General features: G+C 61.2%; 22 protein-coding genes. 6 read left to right on the top strand and 16 right to left on the bottom strand.

What is annotated here, in order from left to right:
• Positions 1–137: 137 nt before the first annotated feature.
• The 6 genes from ABWU19_RS06725 to ABWU19_RS06700 form a co-directional block, all read right to left on the bottom strand.
• Positions 138–755: a DsbA family oxidoreductase gene (locus ABWU19_RS06725; RefSeq protein WP_435900949.1), complete on the bottom strand. Its 618-nt coding sequence runs from the start codon at positions 753–755 to the stop codon at positions 138–140.
• Positions 756–757: 2 nt separating this feature from the next.
• Positions 758–1723: an N-acetyl-gamma-glutamyl-phosphate reductase gene (gene argC / locus ABWU19_RS06720; protein ID WP_435900948.1), complete on the bottom strand. Its 966-nt coding sequence runs from the start codon at positions 1721–1723 to the stop codon at positions 758–760.
• A 184-nt stretch (positions 1724–1907) separates the two neighbouring features.
• On the bottom strand, positions 1908–2849 hold the full coding sequence (gene argF, locus ABWU19_RS06715) for an ornithine carbamoyltransferase (RefSeq protein ID WP_435900947.1): 942 nt from the start codon (positions 2847–2849) through the stop codon (positions 1908–1910).
• A gap of 141 nt (positions 2850–2990) precedes the next feature.
• Positions 2991–3689 carry a purine-nucleoside phosphorylase gene (gene deoD, locus ABWU19_RS06710; protein WP_435900946.1) on the bottom strand — a complete coding sequence of 233 codons (699 nt, stop codon included), beginning with the start codon at positions 3687–3689 and terminating at the stop codon, positions 2991–2993.
• A gap of 101 nt (positions 3690–3790) precedes the next feature.
• Positions 3791–4885 (bottom strand): type IV pilus twitching motility protein PilT, encoded by a 1095-nt coding sequence (locus tag ABWU19_RS06705; protein ID WP_435900945.1) that lies wholly within the window; start codon positions 4883–4885, stop codon positions 3791–3793.
• Between the two features lie 267 nt (positions 4886–5152).
• On the bottom strand, positions 5153–5659 hold the full coding sequence (locus tag ABWU19_RS06700; RefSeq protein ID WP_435900944.1) for a MogA/MoaB family molybdenum cofactor biosynthesis protein: 507 nt from the start codon (positions 5657–5659) through the stop codon (positions 5153–5155).
• Positions 5660–5702: 43 nt separating this feature from the next.
• Here ABWU19_RS06700 and ABWU19_RS06695 point away from each other — a divergent pair, with 43 nt between their 5' ends.
• Positions 5703–6278 carry a GNAT family N-acetyltransferase gene (locus tag ABWU19_RS06695; RefSeq protein WP_435900943.1) on the top strand — a complete coding sequence of 192 codons (576 nt, stop codon included), beginning with the start codon at positions 5703–5705 and terminating at the stop codon, positions 6276–6278.
• A 180-nt stretch (positions 6279–6458) separates the two neighbouring features.
• On the opposite strand, the gene ABWU19_RS06690 is transcribed toward ABWU19_RS06695, so the two are convergent.
• The 4 genes from ABWU19_RS06690 to ABWU19_RS06675 all read right to left on the bottom strand — a co-directional run bounded on the left by ABWU19_RS06690 (position 6459) and on the right by ABWU19_RS06675 (position 10000).
• Complete coding sequence (locus ABWU19_RS06690) at positions 6459–6779, bottom strand: DUF3208 domain-containing protein (protein WP_435900969.1); 321 nt, start codon at positions 6777–6779, stop codon at positions 6459–6461.
• Between the two features lie 74 nt (positions 6780–6853).
• Positions 6854–7966 carry an alanine racemase gene (gene alr / locus ABWU19_RS06685; protein ID WP_435900942.1) on the bottom strand — a complete coding sequence of 371 codons (1113 nt, stop codon included), beginning with the start codon at positions 7964–7966 and terminating at the stop codon, positions 6854–6856.
• 287 nt (positions 7967–8253) lie between these two features.
• Positions 8254–9429 (bottom strand): DUF4382 domain-containing protein, encoded by a 1176-nt coding sequence (locus ABWU19_RS06680; RefSeq protein ID WP_435900941.1) that lies wholly within the window; start codon positions 9427–9429, stop codon positions 8254–8256.
• Between the two features lie 307 nt (positions 9430–9736).
• The gene (locus ABWU19_RS06675) at positions 9737–10000 is read right to left on the bottom strand and encodes a hypothetical protein (protein ID WP_027876359.1); all 264 of its coding nucleotides are present in this window, start codon (positions 9998–10000) and stop codon (positions 9737–9739) included.
• 53 nt (positions 10001–10053) lie between these two features.
• On the opposite strand from ABWU19_RS06675, the gene ABWU19_RS06670 reads away from it, so the two are divergent.
• The 3 genes from ABWU19_RS06670 (at position 10054) to ABWU19_RS06660 (ending at position 12934) form a co-directional block, all read left to right on the top strand.
• Complete coding sequence (locus tag ABWU19_RS06670) at positions 10054–10983, top strand: nucleoside hydrolase (RefSeq protein WP_435900940.1); 930 nt, start codon at positions 10054–10056, stop codon at positions 10981–10983.
• A gap of 147 nt (positions 10984–11130) precedes the next feature.
• Entirely contained in the window at positions 11131–12075 is a 945-nt protein-coding gene (gene rbsK / locus ABWU19_RS06665) for a ribokinase (protein WP_435900939.1), read from the top strand.
• A 43-nt stretch (positions 12076–12118) separates the two neighbouring features.
• Positions 12119–12934, top strand: a complete 816-nt coding sequence (locus ABWU19_RS06660) for a transglutaminase family protein (protein WP_435900938.1) — start codon at positions 12119–12121, stop codon at positions 12932–12934.
• A 90-nt stretch (positions 12935–13024) separates the two neighbouring features.
• Here the strand turns inward: ABWU19_RS06660 and ABWU19_RS06655 are convergent, their stop codons facing one another.
• Together ABWU19_RS06655 and trmH are read right to left on the bottom strand one after the other, a co-directional pair.
• A complete protein-coding gene (locus ABWU19_RS06655) occupies positions 13025–14206 on the bottom strand; it encodes a VanW family protein (RefSeq protein ID WP_435900937.1) in 1182 nt (393 codons plus the stop codon).
• Positions 14207–14246: 40 nt separating this feature from the next.
• Positions 14247–14879, bottom strand: coding sequence for a tRNA (guanosine(18)-2'-O)-methyltransferase TrmH (trmH, locus tag ABWU19_RS06650; RefSeq protein WP_435900936.1), 633 nt, complete (start codon positions 14877–14879; stop codon positions 14247–14249).
• A gap of 32 nt (positions 14880–14911) precedes the next feature.
• On the opposite strand from trmH, the gene ABWU19_RS06645 reads away from it, so the two are divergent.
• Positions 14912–15880: a quinone oxidoreductase family protein gene (locus ABWU19_RS06645; protein WP_435900935.1), complete on the top strand. Its 969-nt coding sequence runs from the start codon at positions 14912–14914 to the stop codon at positions 15878–15880.
• On the opposite strand, the gene ABWU19_RS06640 is transcribed toward ABWU19_RS06645, so the two are convergent.
• From ABWU19_RS06640 to ABWU19_RS06630, 3 genes are all read right to left on the bottom strand, one after another.
• Complete coding sequence (locus tag ABWU19_RS06640) at positions 15877–16893, bottom strand: aldo/keto reductase (RefSeq protein WP_435900934.1); 1017 nt, start codon at positions 16891–16893, stop codon at positions 15877–15879. The two genes, ABWU19_RS06645 and ABWU19_RS06640, sit on opposite strands and share 4 nt — an antisense overlap.
• A 161-nt stretch (positions 16894–17054) precedes the next feature.
• Positions 17055–17696, bottom strand: coding sequence for an ATP phosphoribosyltransferase (gene hisG / locus ABWU19_RS06635; RefSeq protein WP_435900933.1), 642 nt, complete (start codon positions 17694–17696; stop codon positions 17055–17057).
• Positions 17697–17779: 83 nt separating this feature from the next.
• Positions 17780–19126 carry an MFS transporter gene (locus ABWU19_RS06630; protein WP_435900932.1) on the bottom strand — a complete coding sequence of 449 codons (1347 nt, stop codon included), beginning with the start codon at positions 19124–19126 and terminating at the stop codon, positions 17780–17782.
• Positions 19127–19234: 108 nt separating this feature from the next.
• Between ABWU19_RS06630 and ABWU19_RS06625 the strand changes: the two genes are divergently transcribed.
• Positions 19235–19882 (top strand): winged helix-turn-helix domain-containing protein, encoded by a 648-nt coding sequence (locus ABWU19_RS06625; RefSeq protein ID WP_435900931.1) that lies wholly within the window; start codon positions 19235–19237, stop codon positions 19880–19882.
• A gap of 141 nt (positions 19883–20023) precedes the next feature.
• Here the strand turns inward: ABWU19_RS06625 and ABWU19_RS06620 are convergent, their stop codons facing one another.
• The gene (locus ABWU19_RS06620; protein WP_435900930.1) at positions 20024–22639 is read right to left on the bottom strand and encodes an S-layer homology domain-containing protein; all 2616 of its coding nucleotides are present in this window, start codon (positions 22637–22639) and stop codon (positions 20024–20026) included.
• Between the last annotated feature and the right edge of the window lie 290 nt (positions 22640–22929).

Here is a 22929-nt window from a genome sequence, read left to right as displayed (position 1 = left end):
AACGCCAACCAAAGCCACCCCCTGTACGGGGGTGGCTTTGTCTATCGCACTCTTCACAGACGTGGCCTCCCCTCCGGGAGGCCGCTGTGCTATGCAAGGTCAAGTTAGCAAGCGGCTCGATGATTATGAGGAGTGCTCTATTTACGGGGCCGCTTGATGGTCTCGATATGGGCACCGTTGTACAGCACGGCGGCAAAAAGCTCCCACAGGTTTAGGGCCAGCTCGGGCTCGGTGGTGAGCTGGGTAAAGCGAAAATAGGCCGCATCGCCCGAGGGCAGCACGAAGGTGGGCGTGCCAAACACCCCCAGCTCACCGGCTTGTTCCAGGTCGCGGGCCAGCTCGAGCCGTCGGCTCTCCTCGTCTTCCAGGTCGGCCATAAAGCGCTCCAGATCCAGCCCGGCCCGACCCACCACCTCCACAAAGGTCTGGTCATCGTTTAGCTCGCGTTTATCCTGATGGTGCAGGCGAAACAGCTCGAGGGCAAAGCGCAGGTGGGCGGCCTTGCCCTGCTGCCTTGCGGCGTGGGAGGCCAGGAAAGCCCGCAGCGATCTAGGGCCTTCCAGGGGCTGCTCGGCCAGCTTCCAGGTTGGAGCATTGCGAGGAAGACTGGCATTCTCGGGGTGGTCACCCTGCTCGAGGCTATAGTGCTGAATGACCAAATCCAGGCCGAGCTGGGGGGCCACCACGTAGGCCAGCTCGAGGCCCCACCAAGCAAAAGGACACAGGTAATCGAGGTACACCGTAACGCGCTGCATCTTCAATCACCAAAGTACTCGTAGGTGTGCGGGCCTTCCAAACCCAGCATCAGGTCGAGGTTCTGCACCGCCGCGCCCGAGGCCCCCTTGCCCAGGTTGTCGAAGCGGGCCACCAGCAAGGCCTGTTCCTGCGCGGGGTTTTCGTAGACGAAGAGCTCGAGCAGGTTGGTGCCGTTAAGGGCCTCTGGGTCGAGCACCGGGTGGTACTGGCCGTAGGTTTCCAGGGGCATCACCCGCACGAAGCGCTGCCCCTGGTAGCGCTCTACCAGGGCTTGGTGCAGCTCAGAGGCCGTTACTCTTTGGGGCAGGGCCCAGAGGTGTACCGGGATGAAGTCCAGCATGCCCTGGCGAAAGCGCCCCACCGCCGGGGTGAAGATGGGGGGATGTTGCAGGCGCGCGTAGCGGGTCATCTCGGGCAGGTGCTTATGGGTGAGCTCGAGGCCATAGGCCCGGTAATCCCCTGCCAGCCGGTGCTCCCCCCGGCCTTCCATGGCGTCTATCAAGGGCCGCCCCCCGCCGGAGTAGCCCGAGATGGCGCTCACCGAAGCCGCGAAATCCGCTGGCAGAAGCCCTGCATCCACCAGGGGCCGCAGCAGGGCAATCACCCCGGTGGGGTAACAGCCGGGGTTGGAGACGAAACGCGCTTGGCGGATCTGCTCGGGCTGCTCGGGGCTTAGCTCGGGAAAGCCATATACCCAGCCCTCGGCCACCCGGTGGGCCGAGCTGGCGTCCAAAAGGCGGGTATGGGGGTTTTCCAGCATTCCCACCGCAGCTTTGGCCAGGTCGTCGTGCAGGCAGAGGATGGCCACATCCACCGCATTCAGCAGGCGCTTGCGCTCGAGCTCGTCCTTGCGTTTGGCAGGCTCGATAGAGACCAGTTCGATATCGTTTCTATGCTGCAAACGGGCCCGGATTTGCAGGCCGGTGGTTCCGGCCTCGCCGTCAATGAAAACCTTGGGTTTGCTCATGGGTTTTCCTTATTTGGCCCCCGGCCCCGGGCGGCTAACCAACTTTCGAATGTGTGGGTGCTCATGGTTCGGCTGAATGCCCAGCTCTAGAAGCATCTTTCGAAGAAGAAACACTTGGGCCAGCGGTGACTTTACCTGCGGCTGGCCCACCTGCTTGCGCACGTGCTCGCTCTGCCCCATCACCCTAGCTTAGCAAATGGTACAGCAGCGCCTTCTGCGCGTGCAGCCGGTTCTCGGCCTGGTCGAAGACGCGGGACTTTTGGTGCAGGGTGGCTTCCTCGACCACCTCCTCGCCGTAGTGGGCTGGCAGGCAGTGCAGGAAAATGCCGTCGGGGTCAATTAAGTCCAGCATGGCCGGGTTGACCTGAAAGCCGGCGAAGTCTTTGATTTTGCGCTTCTGGCTGGCCTCGGCCTCCTGGCCCATCGAGACCCAGACATCGGTATAGAGCACCTGGGCCCCCTCGGCTGCTGCGCGGGGGTCGTGGGTCAGGGTAATGTCGGCGCCCAGCTTAAGCGCCTCCATGTAGATGATGGCGTTGGGCTCGTAGCCGCGGGGGGTGGCAATGGTCAGCTTGGCCCCGGAGAGCACCGCGCACTGGATATGGGCGTTGGCCATGTTGTTGCCATCGCCAATGTAGGTAATCTTCAGGCCCTTGGTGTTGGGAAAGGTTTCCTCGATGGTCTGGTAATCGGCCAGCAGTTGCACCGGATGCAGCAGGTCGGAAAGGCCGTTTATTACAGGTTTAGACGAGTAGCGGGCCAGCTCCTCGAGGGTCGAGTGCAGGTAGACCCGGGCCATAATGCCCTCCACCCAGCGCTCGAGGTTCAGGGCAATGTCGCGCACCGGCTCGCGGGTTCCCAGCCCAATTTCGGAATTGGTCAGGTTCACGGCGTGCCCGCCCAACTGGTTCATGGCTACCTCAAAGGTGGTGCGGGTACGCAAGGACGGCTTCTCGAAGATCATGGCCAGGGTCTGGCCCTCGAGGGGCCGCAACCCCTTAAAGGCCCCCCGCTTCATGGCATGGGCCGTATCGAGCACCGCACGGTACTCGGTAGGCGATAGGTCGAGGTTGGAAAGGAAGTCGCGGCCTTTCAGGCTGGCAACCGGCTTGATTACATCAACCACAGGTACCTCCACAGGTGCCCCGCGCGTATAAAAACACACGCCTGGGGTTTGATTATACAAAGGCCGACCCCAGGCAAAACCTCCGGCAGCTCGAGGTCTCGCTGGGCTGCTTCGCTGCTATCTGTGGCGGGCCGCCACGTGCTAAATAGTTTCCAGCGCAACTTCAACCATCTGGTTGAAGGTCTCCTGCCTTTCCTGGGGGGTGGTCTTCTCGCGGGTAATCAGGTGGTCGCTGATGGTAACGATACACAACGCCTGTACCCCAAACTTAGCCGCCAGCGTGTAAAGCCCTGCAGCCTCCATCTCTACGGCCAGTACCCCAAACTGGGCCCATATCTGGTAGGGGTTGGGCAGGTCGTGGTAGAAGGTGTCGGTAGAAAGCACGTTGCCCACATGCACCGGCATGCCCCTGGACTGGGCCTGCTGGTAGGCGCGGCGCATAAGGTCGAAGGTGGCGATGGGGGCATAGTTCTGGCCGGCAAAGCGCAGGTTGTTGATGGAAGAGTCGGTGCAGGCCGCCTGGGCGATGACCAGATCGCGCAGCTTGAGGTGCTCCGTGATGGCCCCGGCGGTACCGACCCGTATTAGGGTTTTGCAGCCATAAAACTGCACCAGCTCGTGAATGTAGATGCTGGCCGAAGGAATGCCCATTCCGGTGCCCTGCACGCTAACCCGCTTGCCCTTGTAGGTTCCGGTATAGCCGAACATATTGCGCACCTGGTTGTAGAGCACCGGATTTTCCAGAAAGTTCTCGGCGATGTACTTGGCCCGCAGGGGGTCTCCTGGGAGCAGGATGGCTTCGGCAACAGCGCCTTGCGGAGCGGAGATATGTGGCGTCATGTTTGTACTTTATCCTGTTGTGTGGGAATCACAAAAGTACGGAAGGGTTTTCCGCCAGAATCCAGACCTGCGTTCTGCCCCAGGCCTTCGCCGCCACCGGCCTACTTGGCGTACCCCTCCGACCCCTGTCCGCTCGACTGCCGCAGGACGGCCAGTTCGAACTGGGTGGGGTTTTGGGCATGCAGGCGGGCTGTCTGGTAGTCTACCAGGCCCTGGTAATACAGCGCCAGCAGGTTCTGGTCAAAGCTCTGGTAGCCCTCGAGGCCCTGTTCGCGCAGCACTTCGCGCAAGCGGTCGGTCTGGCTGGGCTGTTTGAGGGCCTCACGGATGCGCGGGGTTATGGTGATGACCTCGGTGATGGGAACCCGGTTGCCATCGGTGGTGGGAACCAGGCGTTGATGAATGATGCCGAGCAGGCTTTCGGCCAGCAGCACCCGGTTGATGTTGCGTTCCCCCTGGTTAAAGAGCTCGAGCATCCGGTTCAGTACGCTGGTGCTATCGCTGGAAACGAAGGTTGAGAGCACCAGGTGGCCCGTGTAAACCGCATTGAGCACCGCCGAGGCCGTGGCTGAGTCGCGGATTTCGCCAATTACAATCACATCGGCATTCTGGCGCATGGCCGCCAGCAGGGCCTTCTCGTAGGAAACTGCGTCGGAGCCTATTTCGCGTTGAATCACCGCAGAGCGCTTGGGGCGGTGCAGGTACTCGATGGGGTCTTCCACCGTAACGATAATGCGGGTGTGGTGGGTGTTAATTTCGTCTACCAGGCGGGCCAGGGTGGTAGATTTTCCAGCACCAATGGGCCCCGTAACCAGCACCAGGCCCCGGCGCTGTTCGCGGAAGAACTCGAGGTGCTCCTGGCGCAGATTAACCTTGCTGAGGTCGGTGTCCTCACCGCTGAGGGTGTGCAAAACAGCACTGATGGAACCCCGCTGGTAGAACAGGTTCACCCGCAGGCGGGTCAGGCCCGGCAGGCTATAGGCCACATCCACCTGACGAAAGGTGCGCAGGCGGGCTTTTTGTTGAGGGGTACAGAGCTTCTCGACCAGGTTGGCCGTGAACTCGGGGGTAACCAGGCTCTGGCTGACGGTCTTTAGTTCATCTCCAATGCGGGCCAGCACCGGCATACCGGCGTGAAGGTGGATATCCGAAGCACCTTTATGTACCAGCAAGACAAGCATTTCTTCAAAATGCATAAGCGACCAAGGCAAAGGTTATCACTTTTTGTATAGCCTCATAACCAAGTTCAAACCACCCGGCGTTACGTCCGTGGGAAAGGCTTTGCTTATCGCTTCTCCACGCGGTAAGGCACGCAATGCGGGGCTTTTGGCATATTTGGCCTGCATCCCATCACCCGATCTACCAGAATGCACAGCGCGCGCCCCGGTAATAAAGGCCTGCTGCAAGCTGGAACATCCATCCCCACGCCCCCAAGAGCAAGGGGCTTCTTGAGACAGGTGCAGCTAGTCGAAGGAAAAACCGTTGGTTAGCTGGGCCACCGGACGACCGGAGATGCGCTGCACAGCCTCGGGAATGAGCGGCAGAATCACCTCGAGGGAGTCCTTGCTGCCTTGCGGCCCCCCTGGAAGGTTGACGATCAGGGTTTTGCCCCGCACACCCGCCACCCCCCGAGATAGCGCTGCCAGGGGGTTTTTCTTATAGGTTTCCATGCGGATCAGCTCGGCGATGCCAGGGGCTTCTTTCTCCAGCATTTCGCGGGTGGCCTCGGGCGTGTGGTCGCGGTTGCTAAGGCGGATGCTGCCCACAGTCAGGATGACATCAAGGCCATCGCGGTCGGTCCAGAGGCGCAATACCCGCTTTATCTGAGCGGGTTCATCAGGAATAATCTCGTAACTGGCAATCTCGTAGGGCCCCAGGGCCAGGATCTCGCGCAACACAGCATAAGTGCGGTCTTCAATCTCGCCGCGTGCTTCACGGTCGGAGATGGTGAGGATACCGACTCGAATCATTTAGTACAGAGTTTAGACCATAATGGTGTTAGCTTTGGGTTATATGTGGCACGAAAGCGCAACCCTGGAGGGTCGTTATATCCGGCTAGAGCCTTTGAATCTGGGGCATGCCCCGGCCATGCTCGAGCACTTCGATGCTCAGATGGTGCAGTACCTGAGCAATGCCCCCCGGGAGGCCACCCTCGAGGCCATGCAGAACTACATCCGCACCCTGCTGGCGGCCAAAGACCGGGTCAACTGGGCCATCGTCGACAACTCCAGCGGCCAGATGGCAGGGCGTACCGGCTATGTGCGGGTCAACCCAGATTATCGCTCATTGGAAACCACCACCTGGATTTTTTCCCCCTTTCAGGGAGGATACGCCAACACCGAAAGCAAATACCTGCTGCTACGGAGGGCCTTCGAAAACCTGGGGGCGATTCGGGTACAGTTTAGGGCCGATGCCCGCAACGTGCGTAGCTGTAAGGCCATCGAAAAGCTGGGGGCAACCTTTGAGGGTATCTTGCGTAAAGACCAAATTTACCCCAACGGCGTCATCCGCAACACCGCGGTGTACTCGATTATCGACGACGAATGGCCCCAGGTGAAAATAGCGCTCGAGGCCCGGCTTTATCGCTAAAGCGCGGCTATCTCAAGCCCCCGTGCAGGGCCTGGTTTACGCCCGCAGCAACAAGTCTCAAAGAGGTGTCTTTGATTTGCTCTTTTTCTGGGGCCCCGGCCTGAAGCGCGGGTATCATCAGCTCGAAAAACCAGGGTGCTCCAAGCTGTCCCTAACGGAACGATTCAGGCGGAGTTCATATCAAATCTGCCGCAAATCTTCCAGCAACTGCCAGCCTACCTCTTTGGGCGTGGCCTCGAGGTAGGGGCTTAGCTCCTGGCTCACCCGCTGGGCCAGGGGTTTGAGTTCGGCGGGCTCCTGCTCGGTGCGCACCAGCAAGGTTACTTGATAAAACTGCTGGGTCTCGGTGGGGGTGCCGTCCTCGAAAAAGGTCATGGGAGGCCGCACTTTGTCAATCAGCACATGCACCTCCCCCAGCTGGCGGGGAATTGCCTCACGGGGGTCAAAAGAGAGTTCCTTGGGGTGCCACAAGTACCCCTGAAACAGCTTGATGGCCTTCATCGCAATCACGTATCCGATTTTCGCCGCAGAAGCAAAATACAAAAGTGGCTTTGGTCGGCCCCTCTGGAGAATACCTACTCCACCCGTGCCACCTCTACCCCATCCCGCAGGTACACCCTGGGCAAACGCGGGGAGAGCCGCACCGCAGGCTCGTAGCTCACGGTTCCGGTAAGCTCGGCCCAGCCCCACAGGCTGCTGGTAGGGTCAAAGTCGGGTGTAACCACTTCAAAGACCTGATCCAGGCTTACCGGCGCTGGAATCTTCACGGTAATCTGATCCATCGAGACCCGCCCCACCACTGGGCAGATGCAAGGCTGGGAGTTCTGAGCTTCGGGTTCTGGGTAATAGCGAACCGTGGCCCGGTTGAAGACCAGGCGGGGCATTCCATCGGCATAGCCTACCGGCAGGGTGGCAATCCACTCGAGGCCCTGGGTGGTGTAAAGGCCGCCATAGCCGATTCTGCGCCCCGCCGGAAGCGCCTTGACCTGGGTGGGCTTGGCCAGCAGGCGGGCAATGGGCTTCAGGCCCAGGCCCGGCAGCAGGCCGTACAGGCCAATGCCCGGGCGCACGGCACTGAAGCCGTAGGCGCTGTGGTTGAGGGCTCCAGCCGTGTTGCACAGGTGGTAGAAGTACCCCGGCCCAAAAACCTGTTGCACCAGCTGAAACTGGGCAGCCTGCTCTCTTGTCCAGGGTTCATCTTCTTCCGCATCAGCAAAGTGGGAGTAGATGCCCTGGATGAGCAGGTTTTGGTAACGAGCAAAGCGTTCTTTGAGTATTGCGGCTTCCTGAGGCTGGAAGCCCACCCGGCCCATGCCGGTGTCGAACTCGAGGTGCACCCTTAGCGGCTTCCCCAGCGCGTTGAGGGCCTCGGCGCTCTCGAGGGTCGAGATAGAAGGAATCAGGTCTAGCTCTACCACTTCCTGGGCTTGTTGGGGGTGCAGGCTTCCCATCAACAAAATGCGGGCCACAATACCCGCCTTTCGCAGTTGGCGGGCCTCCTCGGTGGTCGCTACCGCCAGCCCCCAGGCCCCCAGGCGCAGCAATTCCTTGCCCACCTCCACCGCCCCATGACCGTAGGCATTGGCCTTGACAACCCCAACCACCTGCACATTGCCCGCCCTGGCCTTTATCAGGTTGAAATTGTGGGCCAGGGCGTCAAAGTCTATTTCCAGCCAGGCAGGGCGCATGACAAACAGTTTACGGTCAAGCACCAGTGGCCCAAAAAGGGTTATGGTGTGCGACTTGCCGACAAAGCCATACCGGGTTGGGGTGGGCAGTCACCTGGAGCATTCTTCCTAATCATTGAAGCCCTTGATTACTGCGTCCTGCACAGCACAGTGGCCTCCCATCCGAGAGGCCACATCTGTGGAGCGCGCGACGGCGGCTGTTCATCCCGACCAGCGCGACGATCCCCTTCGGGACAGACCACGTAAAGTGGCTCTTCACCAATGGAACGGGCGACCAGGAAGCGCTCTTACTTCAGTTCTATTTCCACTTTGGTCATTTTGAAGTCTTCAACCACCACGCCCGTGGCCTGCCCAGTTACCGGAGCGCCGCCCACGGCAGCACTTGCGCTCACGCTGTAGGTACCGGGCAGCAAAGTGGCAAAAGTATATTTGCCGTCTGGGTCAGCCTGGCTGCTCGAGGCCACCGTAACACCGCTGGCATCCTTTACCTCTACCGCTACGTTGCTGGGAGCCGAGGCCGATTTGAGCGAGACCGTAATCCCACCGGTCAGTTCAAATTCGGCATTGACTGTGGTGGTGGTATTGGCAGGTATCGAGAGGGTTTTCCGGGTCAGGTAGACCACGCCCTCGGGGGTCTGAAAACGGAAGGTAAACTCGTAGGAAGCCGGCGCTGCCAGCGCCAGGAAGCTATACAAGCCGTCGGCGCTGGTGGTGGTGAGGTAGGTGTTGTTGGCCGATCGGGCCTCCACCTCAGCATCCTGCGCGGGGCGGCCCCCTTTGAAGGTAACCCTGCCGTTCACCGCACCAGAAGCCACATCACCGCTGGCCTTGACCACTGGCTTAAGCATGTAGCGACCGTTGCCAGTTCGCACCAGCGAGCGGCCCAGGTCGAAGGCCAGCGTAAGGGTGGTGATGGCATCTACCCGCACGTCGAACCTACCCTGGATTACCAGCTTGAGGCCGGTTTGCTGTCCGCTGGGGATACGCAACGGTATCTTGCTGCCATCTTTCATGACCAGGTAAACCGCTGCGGCTTCGGGGCCCAGCTCGACGGGCGAAAACAGACGGAACTGGGTGTACACCCCTGCCGGGATGGTGCCTTTTACTATGGGCGTGGCTCGGTTCGACAGGGCCAACAAGTCCAGGTCGGGCTTGCCGTCTGCATCGCTGTCGCCCAGCGCGGGGTTGGGCTCGAGGCCAACCACCCGTCCCCCCTCCCCTACCAGCTCAATGCGATCCAGGTTGACCACCACCCTGGCAATCTGCGAGAGGTCGGTTTTGGAGCGATCCAGCGGCTTTAGGGAAGACACCGACTGAACCAATGTGCTGCTCGACGGATCGGCGGCTACTAGCAGGGCCTGAAAGTTGGGCTGTTTGACACTGGCAGGCGATGAATTACAGCCTGCGATGAGTGGCGCCAGCAAAAAGGCCACAGACAAGATCCGAAAAAATGTAGGGTTCATGGCTCCTCCGGCCAGGTTCTCACCCCAGGGGGTCGGAACCGGACTAAGCAGAGTGTAGTAAGGGGCAATTAATCGGGGGTAAACACCTCAGGCATTATGAGCGCAAAGTAAAGACTTCATAAAGGTTGCACCCCCTGCCCCACCGGTCACCCATCCGGGGGCAACGTCTTTGAAGAGCGCGGTAGGCCCCATACAAAGGAGCTGGGGGAGGCCATCGGGCCCACCCCCACGCCATCTTGAGCGTGTCAGAAGCGCGCGTGCGCTGTATCTTGCGTGGGTGGGGCCCGGTTTTATACCTCGGAGCCGCTTATACTTTACGAATCTTCATGCTCTGCACCTGGCCGGTTTCGGCATTGATGCGGAAGATCTTGTACTCACGGGTGCGGGCCGCATCACCCAGGCTCAGGTAGGCTGTGGGTTCACGTACCACAAAGGAAAGTGTGACTTCCCAAAACTGATTGTCGGGTGTGAGCTCGACCTCCTCGAGCCGCAGTTCGGGAATTTGCTTTTCACTAAACAGCGTTTGGATATACTCGGTGGCAATTTTGACCGCTTCTTTGACCTCGAGCATAGATAAGGCGATTGTACCGCACCAGGCACCGCCTCTGGTGTAAGCTAACAAGCGTGCCGCGCAAAATTATCCTCGACTGCGACCCCGGACACGACGACGCCATCGCCATGATGCTGGCCCTGGCCAGCGAGGAGCTCGAGGTTTTGGGCATTACCACGGTTTTTGGCAATGTGGGCCTCGAGCGCACCACCCGCAACGCCCTGGTGGTGCGGGAAGTGCTGGGCAGGTGGGTACCCATCTATGCCGGAGCCGACCGCCCTTTGGTGCGCGACCGCATCAGCGCCGAGGCCGTCCACGGGGTCTCGGGGCTGGAAGGCCCCCACCTGCCCACCCCCAGCGGCCAGGCCGAGCCCCTGCACGCCGTACATTTCATCATCGAGCAGGTGCTCAAATACCCCGGCGAGGTCACGCTGGTACCGGTGGGTGCCCTTACCAACATCGCGCTGGCCATGCGCCTGGAGCCCCGCATCATCCCCCAGATTCGCGAAATTGTGCTGATGGGCGGCTCGCTTGACATTGGCAACTGGTCGCCCAGCGCGGAGTTCAACATTCTGTGCGACCCCCATGCGGCCAAAATCGTGTTTGAGGCCGGGGTTCGAGTAGTGATGATGGGCCTCAACCTGACCCATCAAACCATCGCACATCCCGCCAGAGTGGAGCGCTTCCGCGCCCTGGGAACGCGGGTGGGGACGTTTACGGCGGAGCTGCTCGAGTTCTTCCGCGAGCATCATATAAAGCGCTACAAGTGGGACGGAGCCCCCATCCACGATGCCTGCGCGGTGGCCTATTTGTTGCGCCCGGAGCTGTTCAAAACCGCCCTGCTCAACGTAGAGATCGAGGCCAACGAAGGGCTGGCCTTTGGGCGCACGGTCTGTGACTACTGGGGCGTGACCGGCAAGCAACCCAATTGTGAAGTAGGGCTGGAAATTGATGTAGACGGCTTCTACAACCTGCTGGTAGAACGAATCGGGCGCTATCGCTGAACCCAACCCTCATGTGAAACCCGCTTGATCTGTTCATATTTTTGGGGCCCCCACCCGAAGCGCTGCAATTCGCTGCGGTAGTAACAGATGAGCTTTTGCAAGCGCTTAGCAAAACGTTTCGGGTGGGGTTCATATAAGCTATAGGCCATGAGCATCGTGGTGGTAGGAAGTATCAACATGGATCTGGTGGTACGGGTCAAGCGGCATCCCCTGCCAGGAGAAACCCTGTTAGGCTCAGACTACGAGACCCACCATGGAGGCAAAGGGGCCAACCAGGCGGTAGCAGCCGCCCGCATGCTGGCCCGCAGCGCCCAGCCCGGCAAAGGGGTCATTTCCAGCCAGGGCCTGGGCGTGCGTATGATTGGGCGGGTTGGGCAGGATGAGTTTGGCAATCAGCTTCGCAACGCCCTCAAGCGTGAGGGTATCAATGTGCACGCCACCATCCCCATCGCCGCCCCCACTGGGGTGGCCTTTATTGCGGTCAACGAAGAAGGGCAAAACACCATCATCGTCTCACCGGGGGCCAACCACCGTCTCCGGCCCGAAAACCTCTCCCCCGCCGAGTTCGAGGGGGCGCGGGTGGTGGTATTGCAGCTCGAGATCCCCCTCGAGACCGTGCGCCGGGCTGCTGAGCTGGGCCGACAGGCCGGGGCCAGGGTCATCCTCAACGCCTCGCCGGCGCAGCAATTGCCCACCAAACTGCTCGAGCATACCGACATCCTGGTGGTGAACGAGAGCGAAGCCTATGGGCTGACCGGGGTACAGCCCGATTCGCCCGAGATGGCCCTCGAGGTAGCCCAGGCACTGGCCGAAAAAGTGCCCACCGTAATCATCACCCTGGGCGGACAGGGCGCGGTATGGATAGCCCCCGAGGGCAAAGGCCACCAGCCGGTTCCCAAAGTAGAGGCCATTGATACCACTGGGGCTGGGGATGCTTTTATTGGGGCGCTGGCCACGGCCATCTGCGAAGGCAAGCCCCTGCCCCAGGCCATGGAACTTGGCTGTGTGGCCGGGGCCCTGGCTGCTACCAAAGTGGGGGCCCAGTCTTCGTTGCCCTGGCGTGAGGAGGTATTCACCCGGCTCGAGCCCTGAAGGCTGCCCACCGTCCGGCCTTGTTTTTGATAGGCTGCAATTGGTGCTGCTATCGATCTATCATCTAACGGAGTACGTTTACCCCGATGAGGCGCGGGACTCCTTCAACGAACTATGGCTCTACCCGGTAGACGACCACCGCCAGGGGCTTCTGGAGTTTCGCCTTCACATCGCGCCCAACACCCTGCCCCGTAGCCGCCAGGATTATTTTCATAACCGGGTCTACAGCTTCCATGTCAATCACCCCCACCAGCAACTGCGGGTGGAAATGCAGGCCAGGGTTTTGACGTTTGCCGTGCCAGAGCCGCTGCCGGTGCCAGTGCAGGTCCTGAGCAGCCTGGAGTCTAGGTTTTTTGAGTTCCTGGCCCCCACCCCCCGGGTGCCCTTGCATTACAACTGGCTCGAGCTGCTGAGCCTGCGCCGCCCCCGCCCTCACGAAAGCCTGCACGCTTACCTGCTGGAAGTAACCGAGCATCTGTACCGGAGTTTCCGCTACGACACCACGGCCACCCAGGTAGACACCCCGCTCACCCAGTTTGTGGAAGGCAGGGCTGGGGTCTGCCAGGACTACGCCCAGGCCATGCTGGCCGTGCTACGCAGTGTGGGGATTCCGGCCCGGTATGTTTCGGGATACCTGGCTACCGGGGTGGGTTCACAGGGCAGCCATGCCTGGGTCGAAGCCTTTGTGCCAGGCTCGGGCTGGTATGGCTACGACCCCACCAACAACTCGATCATAACCGAGCAGTATGTCAAAAAGGCCCACGGGCGCGACTACGACGACTGCCCGCCGCTCAAAGGGCTCCGCCGGGGCGGCGGCAAAGAGCACCTGCAGGTGCTGGTCAGGGTCGAGGCGCTGTAACGCCGCCCAGGAGCCACCCGCGCATAGGTATCCTTTGCACCCACCAACACAGCGTGTCGATGTGGAGGAAAATGGCAAATAGGGTGCAGCCTAGCGGTTGCTGGCCGGACGCAAGGCGGTCTGGGTGGGCAGGCGGTAGCCGTGGTCGTCGGGGGCATCATCGCTCGCGGCAGTAATCACCCGGCCCGACTTCAGGCGGGTTCCATCGCCCACCAGCCAGACTGCACCCCAGGGGCGGTAGGTGCTGGTGAGGGTATCTTTGAGCACCCTGCCATCGGAAAAGCGGATGGTGCGATAGACATTGACCGTGGCCCCCTCGGCGGCCCAGTCTACCTGCACAAAGCGCTGGGGGGGCAGGTCGGGGCTAACGATGTAGCGGGTAGGTGGCGCGGGAATACGGGTTAGTGTAACCGGGTTGCTCCAGGTTACTTCGCGGTCTTTGCTGCCAAAAATGCGAAAAGTAATCTGGCCGCCATTTACGCTGCTCTGGATAAGCAGGTGGCCGGGGGTGTCGTTTTTGAACTTGAGGTCGAGGGAAGGCAAAAACACCGCGGCATCGAGGCCAGTGGGCTGGTAGTAGCGCACCTGGTAGCTGTGCGGGCGGCGCTGCACGATGGGCAGGCCCGAGAAGTACGCTGCGCGGAAAAGGGTGGTCGAGACCTGGCACATTCCCCCGCCCACACCCTCTACGGTTTGTTCGCCGGAGATGACAAAGGCTTTTTTGAAACCGGTGCGTTCAGAGACCTCGCCCATCGCCCCGGCAAACGAGAAGGTTTCGCCGGGAGCAATCAGCGCCCCACTCAGGCGGCTGGCCCCGAGCTGGATGTTGTAGCCGCGTTCGTAGGACGAACCCGCAAAGGAGGTGGTGGCCTCAGCGAGCAGCTGGCGGATGCCGAGGCTGTAGTAATAAGGGGCCCCCAGGGGGTGCAGGGTGTGGCTTACAGGCAGTAAAAACTCCGTCTGGCCTGCCCCCAGGGCCTCGAGGTAGCGCTTCTTGGCTTCGGCCAGGTCGAAGCTGTGGCCCATCTGGTCCTGCAACACCCAGTCTTTTAGGGTGGTATCGTAGCGCCAGCGGGCCTCGAGCGCAGGCCGGGCGGCTTTGGTCAAGAGGGCTGGAAGCTGCCCCACCCCCCCTATCTTGATGCGCTGGGGCACCCCGATGGTCGCAATCTGGCCTTTTTCGATGCGGTTCTCCAGGGCATAGTAAACGCCATCCGGCCCCGCCAATGCCAGAGAAATCCAGCAAAAAACACCCAGAATAGTGGCACGCATACCCCACATTACGACCAAAATTGCTCAAAAGCTGTGCAAATCAACCCTGGCCCCGCGCATGCCGGGCAATCCAGCTTTGCAGCGCGGCCTCGTAGTCTTCTGGCGAGAGGCGGGGCCGCTGGTAAAACCCTGCCTGCAGGCGCTGCCGCTGGGCCTCGAACAGAATCACCGCCGCCGCCACCGAAACATTCAGGCTCTCTACCATGCCCATCATGGGAATCAGAATATGGGCATCGGCCCGCTCGGCGGCTTCGGGCGAAACCCCCCATTTCTCGGTGCCCAGCAGGATGCAGGTAGGGCGGGTGTAGTCGGCCTGGCGGTAGTCCACCGCCCGCTGGGAAAAATGCGCCGCCAGCACCTGAAACCCCTGCGATTTCAGGTGGGCAAAAGCCGAGGCCGTGTCGGGGTGAACCTGCAAACCCACCCACTTGGCCGCCGAAGCGGAGGTTTCGTTGAAGGTTTTGCCTTTCAGGCTCAGGTTCTCAGCTTCCTCCAGGTTGGGAATTCCGTACCGGGCCGGGATGGCGTGGGCCTCGAGCACCCCCACCGCATCGCAGGAGCGCAGGATGGCCGAGAAATTGTGCGGCTTATGCACCCGCTCCATCAACACCGTCAGGTCGGGCTGACGTTTATCCAATACTGCACGAATCCTGGCAAGGCGTTCAGGCGTCACGAGGGTTTATTGTACCGTGCCAGAATAGCCTCATGAAAGCCATTGTGGTTGAGCAAAACGGCCCACCCGAAAACCTGCGCTACCGGGAGGTGCCAGACCCCAGGCCGAAGGCGGACGAAGTGCTGGTGCGCACGACCCTTACCAGCCTCAACTACGCCGATGTGCAGGCTCGGCGGGGCGGCTACGAAGCGGGTTCACCACCCCCCTTCATACCAGGGCTGGATGCGGTGGGGGTTGTGGAAGCCCTGGGAGCAGACGTAACAGGCCTGAAGCTGGGACAACGGGTGGCGGTGTTTACCAGCGGGGGCTCCTATGCCGAAAAAGTGCTGGCCAAAGCGGTGCTGGCCTACCCGGTTCCTGCCGAGCTTCCCGACGAGGCCGTATCGGGCCTGACCGCTATGGTAACGGCCTACAACACCCTGACCTGGGCTGGACGGCTGCAAAAGAACGAGACCGTGCTGGTGCATGCCGCTGCCGGAGGGGTGGGCAGTCTGGCGGTACAGATGGCCAAAGCCCTGGGTGCGGGGTTGGTCATTGGCACTGTGGGGGATACAGCCAAAGCCGCTGCTGTTCGCCGCCTGGGGGCCGACGAAGTGCTGGGGTATGCCGACTTTGCTGAGCAGGTGCTGAAGCTTACCAAGCAGCAAGGCGTCGATGTAATTCTCGACTCGGTGGCGGGCGAGGTCTTTAATCGGGGAATGCAGTGCCTGGCTCCTTTTGGCCGAATGGTGGTGTATGGGCATGCCAGTGGGCAGGCCGGCAGCTTTGAAACCCGCCCGCTGCACCGCCAGAGCAAAGCGGTCATCGGCTACAGCAGCGGGCACTACCGCCGCAGCCGGCCCGCGCTTTTGAGACCCACCGTAGAGGCTGTTTTTGCCCTGCTCCAGGCCGGGCGGGTTCGGCTTTTGGTGGGCGCGCGCTACAGGCTCGAGCAGGCCGCTGAGGCCCACGCCCTGATGGAAAGCCGCCAGAGCACAGGCAAAATTTTGCTTTACCCCTAAACTTCGCGCTCGGTGCGGGTGAGGGGCCAGCTAGACACTTCATTGAGCGCGGCAACTTCCTCTGCCCCAAGCTGCAGTCCGGCGGCTGGCAGCAGGTCCTGCAACTGCTGAACCGTATTGGCCCCCACAATCGGGGCGGTAATGAAAGGGCGCGCCAACTGCCAGGCCAGGGCCACCTGCGCTGGATGAACCCCGTGCCGACCGGCGATTTCCAGCACCTTATCCAGAATCTTCCAGTTTTGCTCGCTAAAGCGCCCGCTGGCAATGCCCTGGGCCCGCACGCTCTCGGGCAGGGGCTGGTCGCGGCGGTACTTGCCGGTCAGGAAGCCACCCGCCAGGGGGCTGTAAGGGATTACCCCCAGGCCATAGGTCTCGCAGGCTCGAGCCAACTCCCGCTCGAAGTTCATGCGGGTAGGCATGGTGAGGCTGTACTCGGGCTGGATCGAAACAAAGCGCTCAAAGCCGTGCTTATCGGAGGCCCACAAAGCCTGCATCAGGCGCCAGGCCGAAAAGTTGGAGCAACCGATGTAGCGCACATAGCCTTTGCGCACCAGATCGCTCAGGGCCGAGAGGGTTTCCTCGATGGGCACCTGGCTATCAACCCAGTGCACCTGGTAAAGGTCGATATAGTCCACGCGCAGGCGGCGCAAGCTGTCTTCGACTGCCCGCATGATCCAGGCGCGTGATAGCCCCTCGCGCTGCAGGGGGTGGTTGCGCCCCTCGGAACCCCCCGGCCCCATCGGGCCCCGTACCTTGGTAGCCAAGATCACCCGCTCGCGCAGCCCCCGGCTTTGCATCCAGCGCCCAATAATCTCCTCCGAGACCCCACCCGGATTGCCAGGTGCCCAGGTGCTGTAGATGTCGGCGGTATCAATCAGGTTGCCCCCCGCCTCCACAAAAGCATCCATGATGGCAAAGGAGGTGGCTTCATCGGCAGTCCAGCCAAACTGCATGGTGCCGAGGGCGATGGGGTGAACAAACAAACCCGACTTTCCCAGTTTGCGGTAGCTCATAGGGCTTGATTCTACGCCGGCCGCGCTCCAGATGACGCAATATTCCCCAGGAAAACCACCCCGCAGCCGCCTGGCTGCTCGAGCCCTGCAAAGTGGCAATGCCGCCCTGCGCGTCTGGGTCGGTCATCGTCAGGTTTGGTATAAGGGGCCCCCAATGCCCATTAGCTGGCGGTTGATGGGTTATGGGCATTGGCCCGCAGGCGCTCGATCAGGGGGCGCAGGAGATCGCGCTTGAGCTTGAGCGACTGGCGGTTGACAATGAAGCGGGCGGTGGAGTGGGCCAGCACCTCGACCTCGAGCAAGCCCGCCGCCCTGAGGGTAGCGCCGGTCTGCACCACGTCCACCACGGCATCGGCCAGCCCGGTAAGGGCGGCCAGTTCGACATTGCCGGCCAGCTCAATAATATCGGCAACTATTCCCCGTTCACGCAACACCTGGGCGGTAAAGCGGGGGTACTTGGTGGCAATGCGGCGGATGGGCCCGCTAGAGGCAGGGTGGCGGATGAGTGAAAGGCGGCAGGCCCCTGTGCCCAGGTCAACCGGCTCGTACACGTCCCGGCCCGACTCCAGCAGCACGTCGTTGCCCACCACCCCCACATCGGCAATGCCCAGGTCCACATAGGTGGGCACGTCATGGTTGCGCAGTTCCAGAACAGCGATGCCCCCCTCGTTGCCGTGTAGCAAGGCCCGCCCGTTTTGCACCGGCGGTAGCTCGAGCCCAGCCTTCGTTAGCGCCTGGTAGCCGTCGGCGAAGTTGCGCCCTTTGGGCAGGGCTACCACCAAAGCATAGCGTCCGCGAATCATCCAAGCTCCCTTATATCACAAACCGCCAGCTTCGATTCAGGGAGCGCAGCAGGGGCTTTAGGGGCGTCGATGGCTGTCAAAGGCTACGACAGCACAGGCTTGGCCGAGGCTTCGGAGGTCTGGTCGTGGTCGGGGATCAGGGTTTCTGCCTCGCGTATCACCCGGAACAAATAGCCCCCCAGGCCCACCGCCATACCCAGCAGGCCGCTCATGACCAGCAGCAGCGCCATGCCGGCCCCCGGCCCCACCCCCACCAGGCCCCCAAAAAGGCCAACCAGGGAGCCACCGGGCATCATGGCCGGGGTCAGCACCCGGTCGGCCAGAGGACCCGCTACCAGCATAGACAGCGGCCCGGCTACCCAGGCAATCATGCGGCGGGCGGCAAACACCTTACCCTGCACGTCGGGGGGCACTTTGGCCTGCCAGATGGCCTGGTTAGAGCCGTTCAGAATGGGCACAATCAGGGCGAACATGAAAGCACAGGCAGCCCAGATCCACACACTCTGCCCCAACCCCAACAACACGCTTCCAAAAAGGCTGGAGAACACCCAGCCTAAAAGCACCCCATGTACCTTACGCCGAGGGCCACCCCAGGCCGAGAGCAACACTCCGCCCAGCACCCCACCAATACCCGCAGCACTTTGCACGGTGGCCAGTGCGGTTTCGCTCGAGGCCGTGCGGGCCAGAATCATTGCGGCCATAATGGCCGAGCCCAGGTTGGTCACCAGATTGCCCAGCAGAAACACCGTCTGCAGACCCAGCAGGCTCGGCCTGGCAAAAATGAAGCGGAAACCATACAGAGCCTCTCGCAGCAGACTTCCCCGGCTTTCCAGGCCAGCGGCGCTTTGCTTGGGTTGGGGCACCTGCACCAGAATTAAGGTGACGAAGGCAGCCACAAAAGTGACCAGATCCAGCAGCAGAATGCCCCCCAACCCCACCAGCCCCAAAAAGATACCCGCCAGAATAGGTGCCCCAATACCCGAAGCCGACTCTGCCAGCGAGAGCAGGCCGTTGGCCCGCGCATAGTCCTTCTTGGCTACCATGGTCGAGATGGCCGCAGAGTAAGCAGGCCATTGGAAAGCGCTGGTCAGACCGTTCAGGGCCCCTACCACGTACAGGTGCCACACCTCCAGGCTCCCACTCAGGTAAAGCAAAAACACCGTCAGCGTGCCCAGCGCAGCGCCCAGATCCGAGATCATCATCATGAGCTTGCGGTTGGCCCGATCTACCCAGGCCCCAGCAAAAGGCGAGATCAGGATAAGCGGCACCATATAGAAAAAACCCATCAGGGCCAGCGAGGTAGCCAGCCCGGTTTTTTCGAAGGCCCAGATGGTAAGGGCAAACTGGCTCATACCGCTGCCCACCAGCGAGACCAGTTGCCCCAAGGCCACCAGTGTGAATCCCCTTAGTCCGGTCAAGTACAAGTGCATAGCTCTTTATGTCAGGGCAGGCTATTCGGGCCCTGGTGCCTTTCCATGGTCCAAGTTTAGAGAAGCTCTACTCAGCAAGTAAGACAAGATTTTGAGTAGAATACAGGTGTGTCCAGCACAAGCGAAAATACCAGCGTGCTCGAGCTCAACAATGCGCTGGCCGCCCGTATTCTGGCCGACCCCGAGGTAGCTGTCTTCCTCAAGCCCTTTATGCATGGGCCTACCACCGTTAAGGCCGCTGCCGAAGCGTTTAATCTGCCCATTCAGACCATGCACTACCGCGTGGGTCAGATGCTTAAGGCCGGTCTATTGCAGGTGATCGCTGTATCGAACAGGCAGGGGCGGCCCATCAAGCACTATCAGGCCACCTCCACAGCCTTTCGCATTCCCCTGGAGCTGGTGCCCCAGCGGCTCCTGGAAAACCTGACCAGCCACGTGTCCTGGAAAGTCCAGCTCGAGCGCAGCCTGGAAAAAGCCCTGCAAGCAAACACCCACCCGGCACACATGGTGGTCTATCGCAACCAGGACGGGCTGCTCACCTGGAGTTCCCGCCCGGATGATGACGCAGATGAGCCCGAAATCCTGGGCCTGCAATACCCAGCCACCTTCAACCTCTGGACCGGAGGCCTTATGCTTGACCGGGCCGATGCCAAAGCCTTGCAGCGTGAGCTCTGGGAGCTCTACGAGCGCTATGCCCATCGGGGTGGTGCCGAAAAATACGTAATGCACCTGGGCCTGGCCCCAAGCTTCGAATAGCCAGGGCACTGCTCGTGTCCGGGCGCCGATAAAACTGCGTCAGCCCTGGTCCCGGTGTGGGAAAATGCAGCGAGCGGGCTCGAGCGGTTGCCCTAAAACAAGAACCCCGCCCTTGCGGGCGGGGTGCTAGACCAGAGGGTCTTAGAAGTTGACCCTGTAGGTAATCTTGAAGGCCTGGCCGTGGGTCGGGCTGCCGTTGTTGACCACATCGAAGTCGGCGTAGCTGAAGACCAGATCCCAGTAGGTCCAGGTGAAGTAGATGCCCTTAACTCCACCGCTGTTGGTGCCAGCAGAGTTGTAGAGTGCGTTGGCTTTGGGGTCGAAGGCCGAGTTGGTCGAGCCAAGGAGCACCGAGACCACGTTCTGGGCATCGTATGCACCGTACTTGACCTCGAAGCTGGAGTTGGCGAAGAGGAAGTCCGCGAACTTCACACCGAAGGCGTATACCAGCTCGCTGGTGGTGCCAGTGGTGCGGGTAGCTCCCTCACCCGTGAAGCTCGCGCCGAAGAACAGCGGCTGGGTAGAAAGCTGGGCCCCAAACTTGGTGGTTACGGTGCCGGCGCTGTCGTCGTAGCGGCCGATAGCCTTAACTTTAGCAACGCCAAAATCAAGGTTGGCATCGCCGTAAGCGCCCAAGGTGGTGGTGTTGGCGACGTAGTTGTTGGTGTAGTAACCGGTCAGGTTGGCCACACCAAAGGAAGCGGTGATGGTACCACCCCAGGCCGAGGCGTAGGTACCGGTGCCGGGCCTCTCGTTGGGGATGGTGTTAGCAGGAGTGCCACCTTGGCTGGCCGACCTGTAGAAGCCCTCGAGGGTTACCGGGCCCAGGCCAAACTTAACACTGGCGCCATAGGCACCGTAGCTACCAGCAGCTTTGGTGGTACCGCCGTAGGTGTAGTTTTGCAGGTAACCGCTCAGGTTGAAGATGCCCAGGGTAGCACCCAGGTTCACCCCAAAACCACTCTGGTCACCAGCGAAGGGCGCGGCATTGTTAGTAGTACCGGCGGTGTAATTGGCGTCGCCCGAGAGCATGTTGGCTGCGGTAATGGCGCTGCTGAGGTTGCGGTAGTTGCCGCTAAAGGTGATGGGACCCAGCCCAGCATCAGCCCTGACGTAGTAGCCGGTGCCGCTCACGGCAGGGTTGGGCAGACCGATGTTGTCGGCAGTGCCGAAGTATTCACCAGTCAGGTTGACAGGGCCAAGGGAGGCCTTGACATCGATGCCGTAAGCCGTGCGGGCAGGGGATTCTGCACCATTACCGGCCTGCTGATCGAGGCCTTCCTGGGCGAAGGAAGCGCCCACGTTGATGGGGCCTAGACCGAAGGTAGAACGGACCGCGCGGAAGTAGGTGTTGTCGAGGTTGTCGCCACCTTTAGAGCCGTAGACCACCGTGGTGGTACCACCCAGCAAGAAAGGAGCGTTCGCAACGAAGCCGTGGCCGCGGCTGGTAGCGTCGTTGTCGAAGACGTACTCGGTAAACTTGCTCCTTACGGTGCGGCCAAAGGTGAAGGTCAAGGGCTGGCCGTTGGCTACCGTCAGGGTGGTCGAAATCTTATTGACCGTGAGGTTCAGAGCAGCGGCAGCCGGGGTAGTAGCCAGGTTAGCAATCGAGGCATCGATGCTGAAGTTGGTCAGGCCGGGGTAGGTGTTGAGCCTGCCGGGGCTGGATACCGCGGTACGGTCATTGAAGCTGAACTTCACCGAGAGGCTAGCGGTGGTTTTCCCTTCCACTTTCTGGCCCAGGTCATCTTCGTCAACCGTTAGCCCGTCCGAGTCAGCGTCGCCGGTGGAGAAGTTGCTGGTAAACAGGCGGTCGATATCGAAGGTTGCAGGAGTACCCCAGACACGCTTGACTTCGTAGGTCAAGCCCAAGCTACCCGAGATGGTAAAGGCGTTGGACTCCAGGGTGGCCACACGCCGGTCGATCGCACCCACACGGGTATCCAGGGCGCTCACGCGGTCGGCCAGGCGAACCAGGTCGCTGCGCAGGGCGGTGGCGAACTCCTGGATGGCGCTGACGTCTTCCTTGTCGGCAAAGCTGCCAAAGTCCACGTCGCCCAGCTGCTTCTCGAGGGCGGTCACGCGGTCTTGCAGGCTGAGCACGTCCTGGTTCAGCAGCACGGCCAGCTCGTTGAGCGCGCGGATGCTGTCGGCATCGGCTTCCAGCTGGGTCTTGAGGGTGGCGATATCGCCTTCGGCACGGTCAAGGCGCTCGGCCAGAACCTGGGCCTGGGCCAGAGCGGTGTCGGCAGCCACGCTGGCGGCTTCCACACGGTCGGCCAGGTCGGCCAGGGCGGCTTCGTCCATACCAGCGCCCGCAGGCTCGGCCTTCATGGCCTTCAGCTCTTCGATGGCGGCCTCGAGGCGGGCGATGTCGTCCTTGGAAGCGGCGCTGTCTTCCAGGGCCGAAACACGCACACCCAGGGCGGCCATCTCAGCGGCCAGCTCCTGCACCGCATTGCGGATGGCGGTCATGTCTTCGTCGCTCAAGCCACCCTGGCCCTTCACGCACTCGCCACCCTGCTGCAGCTCGGTGAGCAAGCGCTGGAAGATGAGGGCGGCCTGGTAACGGGTCAGGTTCTGGTTACCACGGAAGGTTCCATCGGGGAAGCCCGTGATAAGACCGCAGGCCGCAATGCGCTCGACGGCTTCTTTGGCCCAGTGTCCGGCGGGTACGTCGGAGAACTGAGCCTGACCGAAGCCTAGACCGAGCACGGTCAGCAACCCAGCCAAGTAAACTACTAGCTTCTTCTTCATTCTGCCTCCTCAAACTCTCATGTGGTGCCCAGATGGGTACCACACAAGAACCTGATGTTGCGGGGGCGCGGGGTTTTTTGCTGGGGCGAGTTACCGTGTTTCCTCTCCCAAAAACCCCTTACATCCGCAACGGACGCCTGGCAAGAGACAAACCCACTCATGGGGCTCAAAAAGCTCTCACCTTGCGCATCCGGGGGGCAGCATACCTGCGTATTTGGCGGGCTGTCAAGGGGTGTGTCCTGAAAATAGGCAAACAGCCTAAACTGTGGGAATGAGCGAAATCCGGGAAC

It is taken from the genome of Meiothermus cerbereus (genome assembly GCF_051297115.1).
In the GTDB taxonomy this organism is placed as follows: Bacteria; Deinococcota; Deinococci; order Deinococcales; family Thermaceae; genus Meiothermus; species Meiothermus cerbereus_A.
This window is presented reverse-complemented; position numbering and strand designations above follow the sequence as displayed.

What these genes read in the sequence shown, in the direction of transcription:
- ABWU19_RS06725 (WP_435900949.1), bottom strand. Translation starts at nt 755, where the DNA reads ATGCAGCGCGTTACGGTGTACCTCGATTACCTGTGTCCTTTTGCTTGG.
- argC (WP_435900948.1), bottom strand. Translation starts at nt 1,723, where the DNA reads ATGAGCAAACCCAAGGTTTTCATTGACGGCGAGGCCGGAACCACCGGC.
- deoD (WP_435900946.1), bottom strand. Translation starts at nt 3,689, where the DNA reads ATGACGCCACATATCTCCGCTCCGCAAGGCGCTGTTGCCGAAGCCATC.
- ABWU19_RS06705 (WP_435900945.1), bottom strand. Translation starts at nt 4,885, where the DNA reads ATGCATTTTGAAGAAATGCTTGTCTTGCTGGTACATAAAGGTGCTTCG.
- ABWU19_RS06700 (WP_435900944.1), bottom strand. Translation starts at nt 5,659, where the DNA reads ATGATTCGAGTCGGTATCCTCACCATCTCCGACCGTGAAGCACGCGGC.
- ABWU19_RS06695 (WP_435900943.1), top strand. Translation starts at nt 5,703, where the DNA reads ATGTGGCACGAAAGCGCAACCCTGGAGGGTCGTTATATCCGGCTAGAG.
- ABWU19_RS06690 (WP_435900969.1), bottom strand. Translation starts at nt 6,779, where the DNA reads ATGAAGGCCATCAAGCTGTTTCAGGGGTACTTGTGGCACCCCAAGGAA.
- alr (WP_435900942.1), bottom strand. Translation starts at nt 7,966, where the DNA reads ATGCGCCCTGCCTGGCTGGAAATAGACTTTGACGCCCTGGCCCACAAT.
- ABWU19_RS06680 (WP_435900941.1), bottom strand. Translation starts at nt 9,429, where the DNA reads ATGAACCCTACATTTTTTCGGATCTTGTCTGTGGCCTTTTTGCTGGCG.
- ABWU19_RS06675 (WP_027876359.1), bottom strand. Translation starts at nt 10,000, where the DNA reads ATGCTCGAGGTCAAAGAAGCGGTCAAAATTGCCACCGAGTATATCCAA.
- rbsK (WP_435900939.1), top strand. Translation starts at nt 11,131, where the DNA reads ATGAGCATCGTGGTGGTAGGAAGTATCAACATGGATCTGGTGGTACGG.
- ABWU19_RS06655 (WP_435900937.1), bottom strand. Translation starts at nt 14,206, where the DNA reads ATGCGTGCCACTATTCTGGGTGTTTTTTGCTGGATTTCTCTGGCATTG.
- ABWU19_RS06645 (WP_435900935.1), top strand. Translation starts at nt 14,912, where the DNA reads ATGAAAGCCATTGTGGTTGAGCAAAACGGCCCACCCGAAAACCTGCGC.
- ABWU19_RS06640 (WP_435900934.1), bottom strand. Translation starts at nt 16,893, where the DNA reads ATGAGCTACCGCAAACTGGGAAAGTCGGGTTTGTTTGTTCACCCCATC.
- hisG (WP_435900933.1), bottom strand. Translation starts at nt 17,696, where the DNA reads ATGATTCGCGGACGCTATGCTTTGGTGGTAGCCCTGCCCAAAGGGCGC.
- ABWU19_RS06630 (WP_435900932.1), bottom strand. Translation starts at nt 19,126, where the DNA reads ATGCACTTGTACTTGACCGGACTAAGGGGATTCACACTGGTGGCCTTG.
- ABWU19_RS06620 (WP_435900930.1), bottom strand. Translation starts at nt 22,639, where the DNA reads ATGAAGAAGAAGCTAGTAGTTTACTTGGCTGGGTTGCTGACCGTGCTC.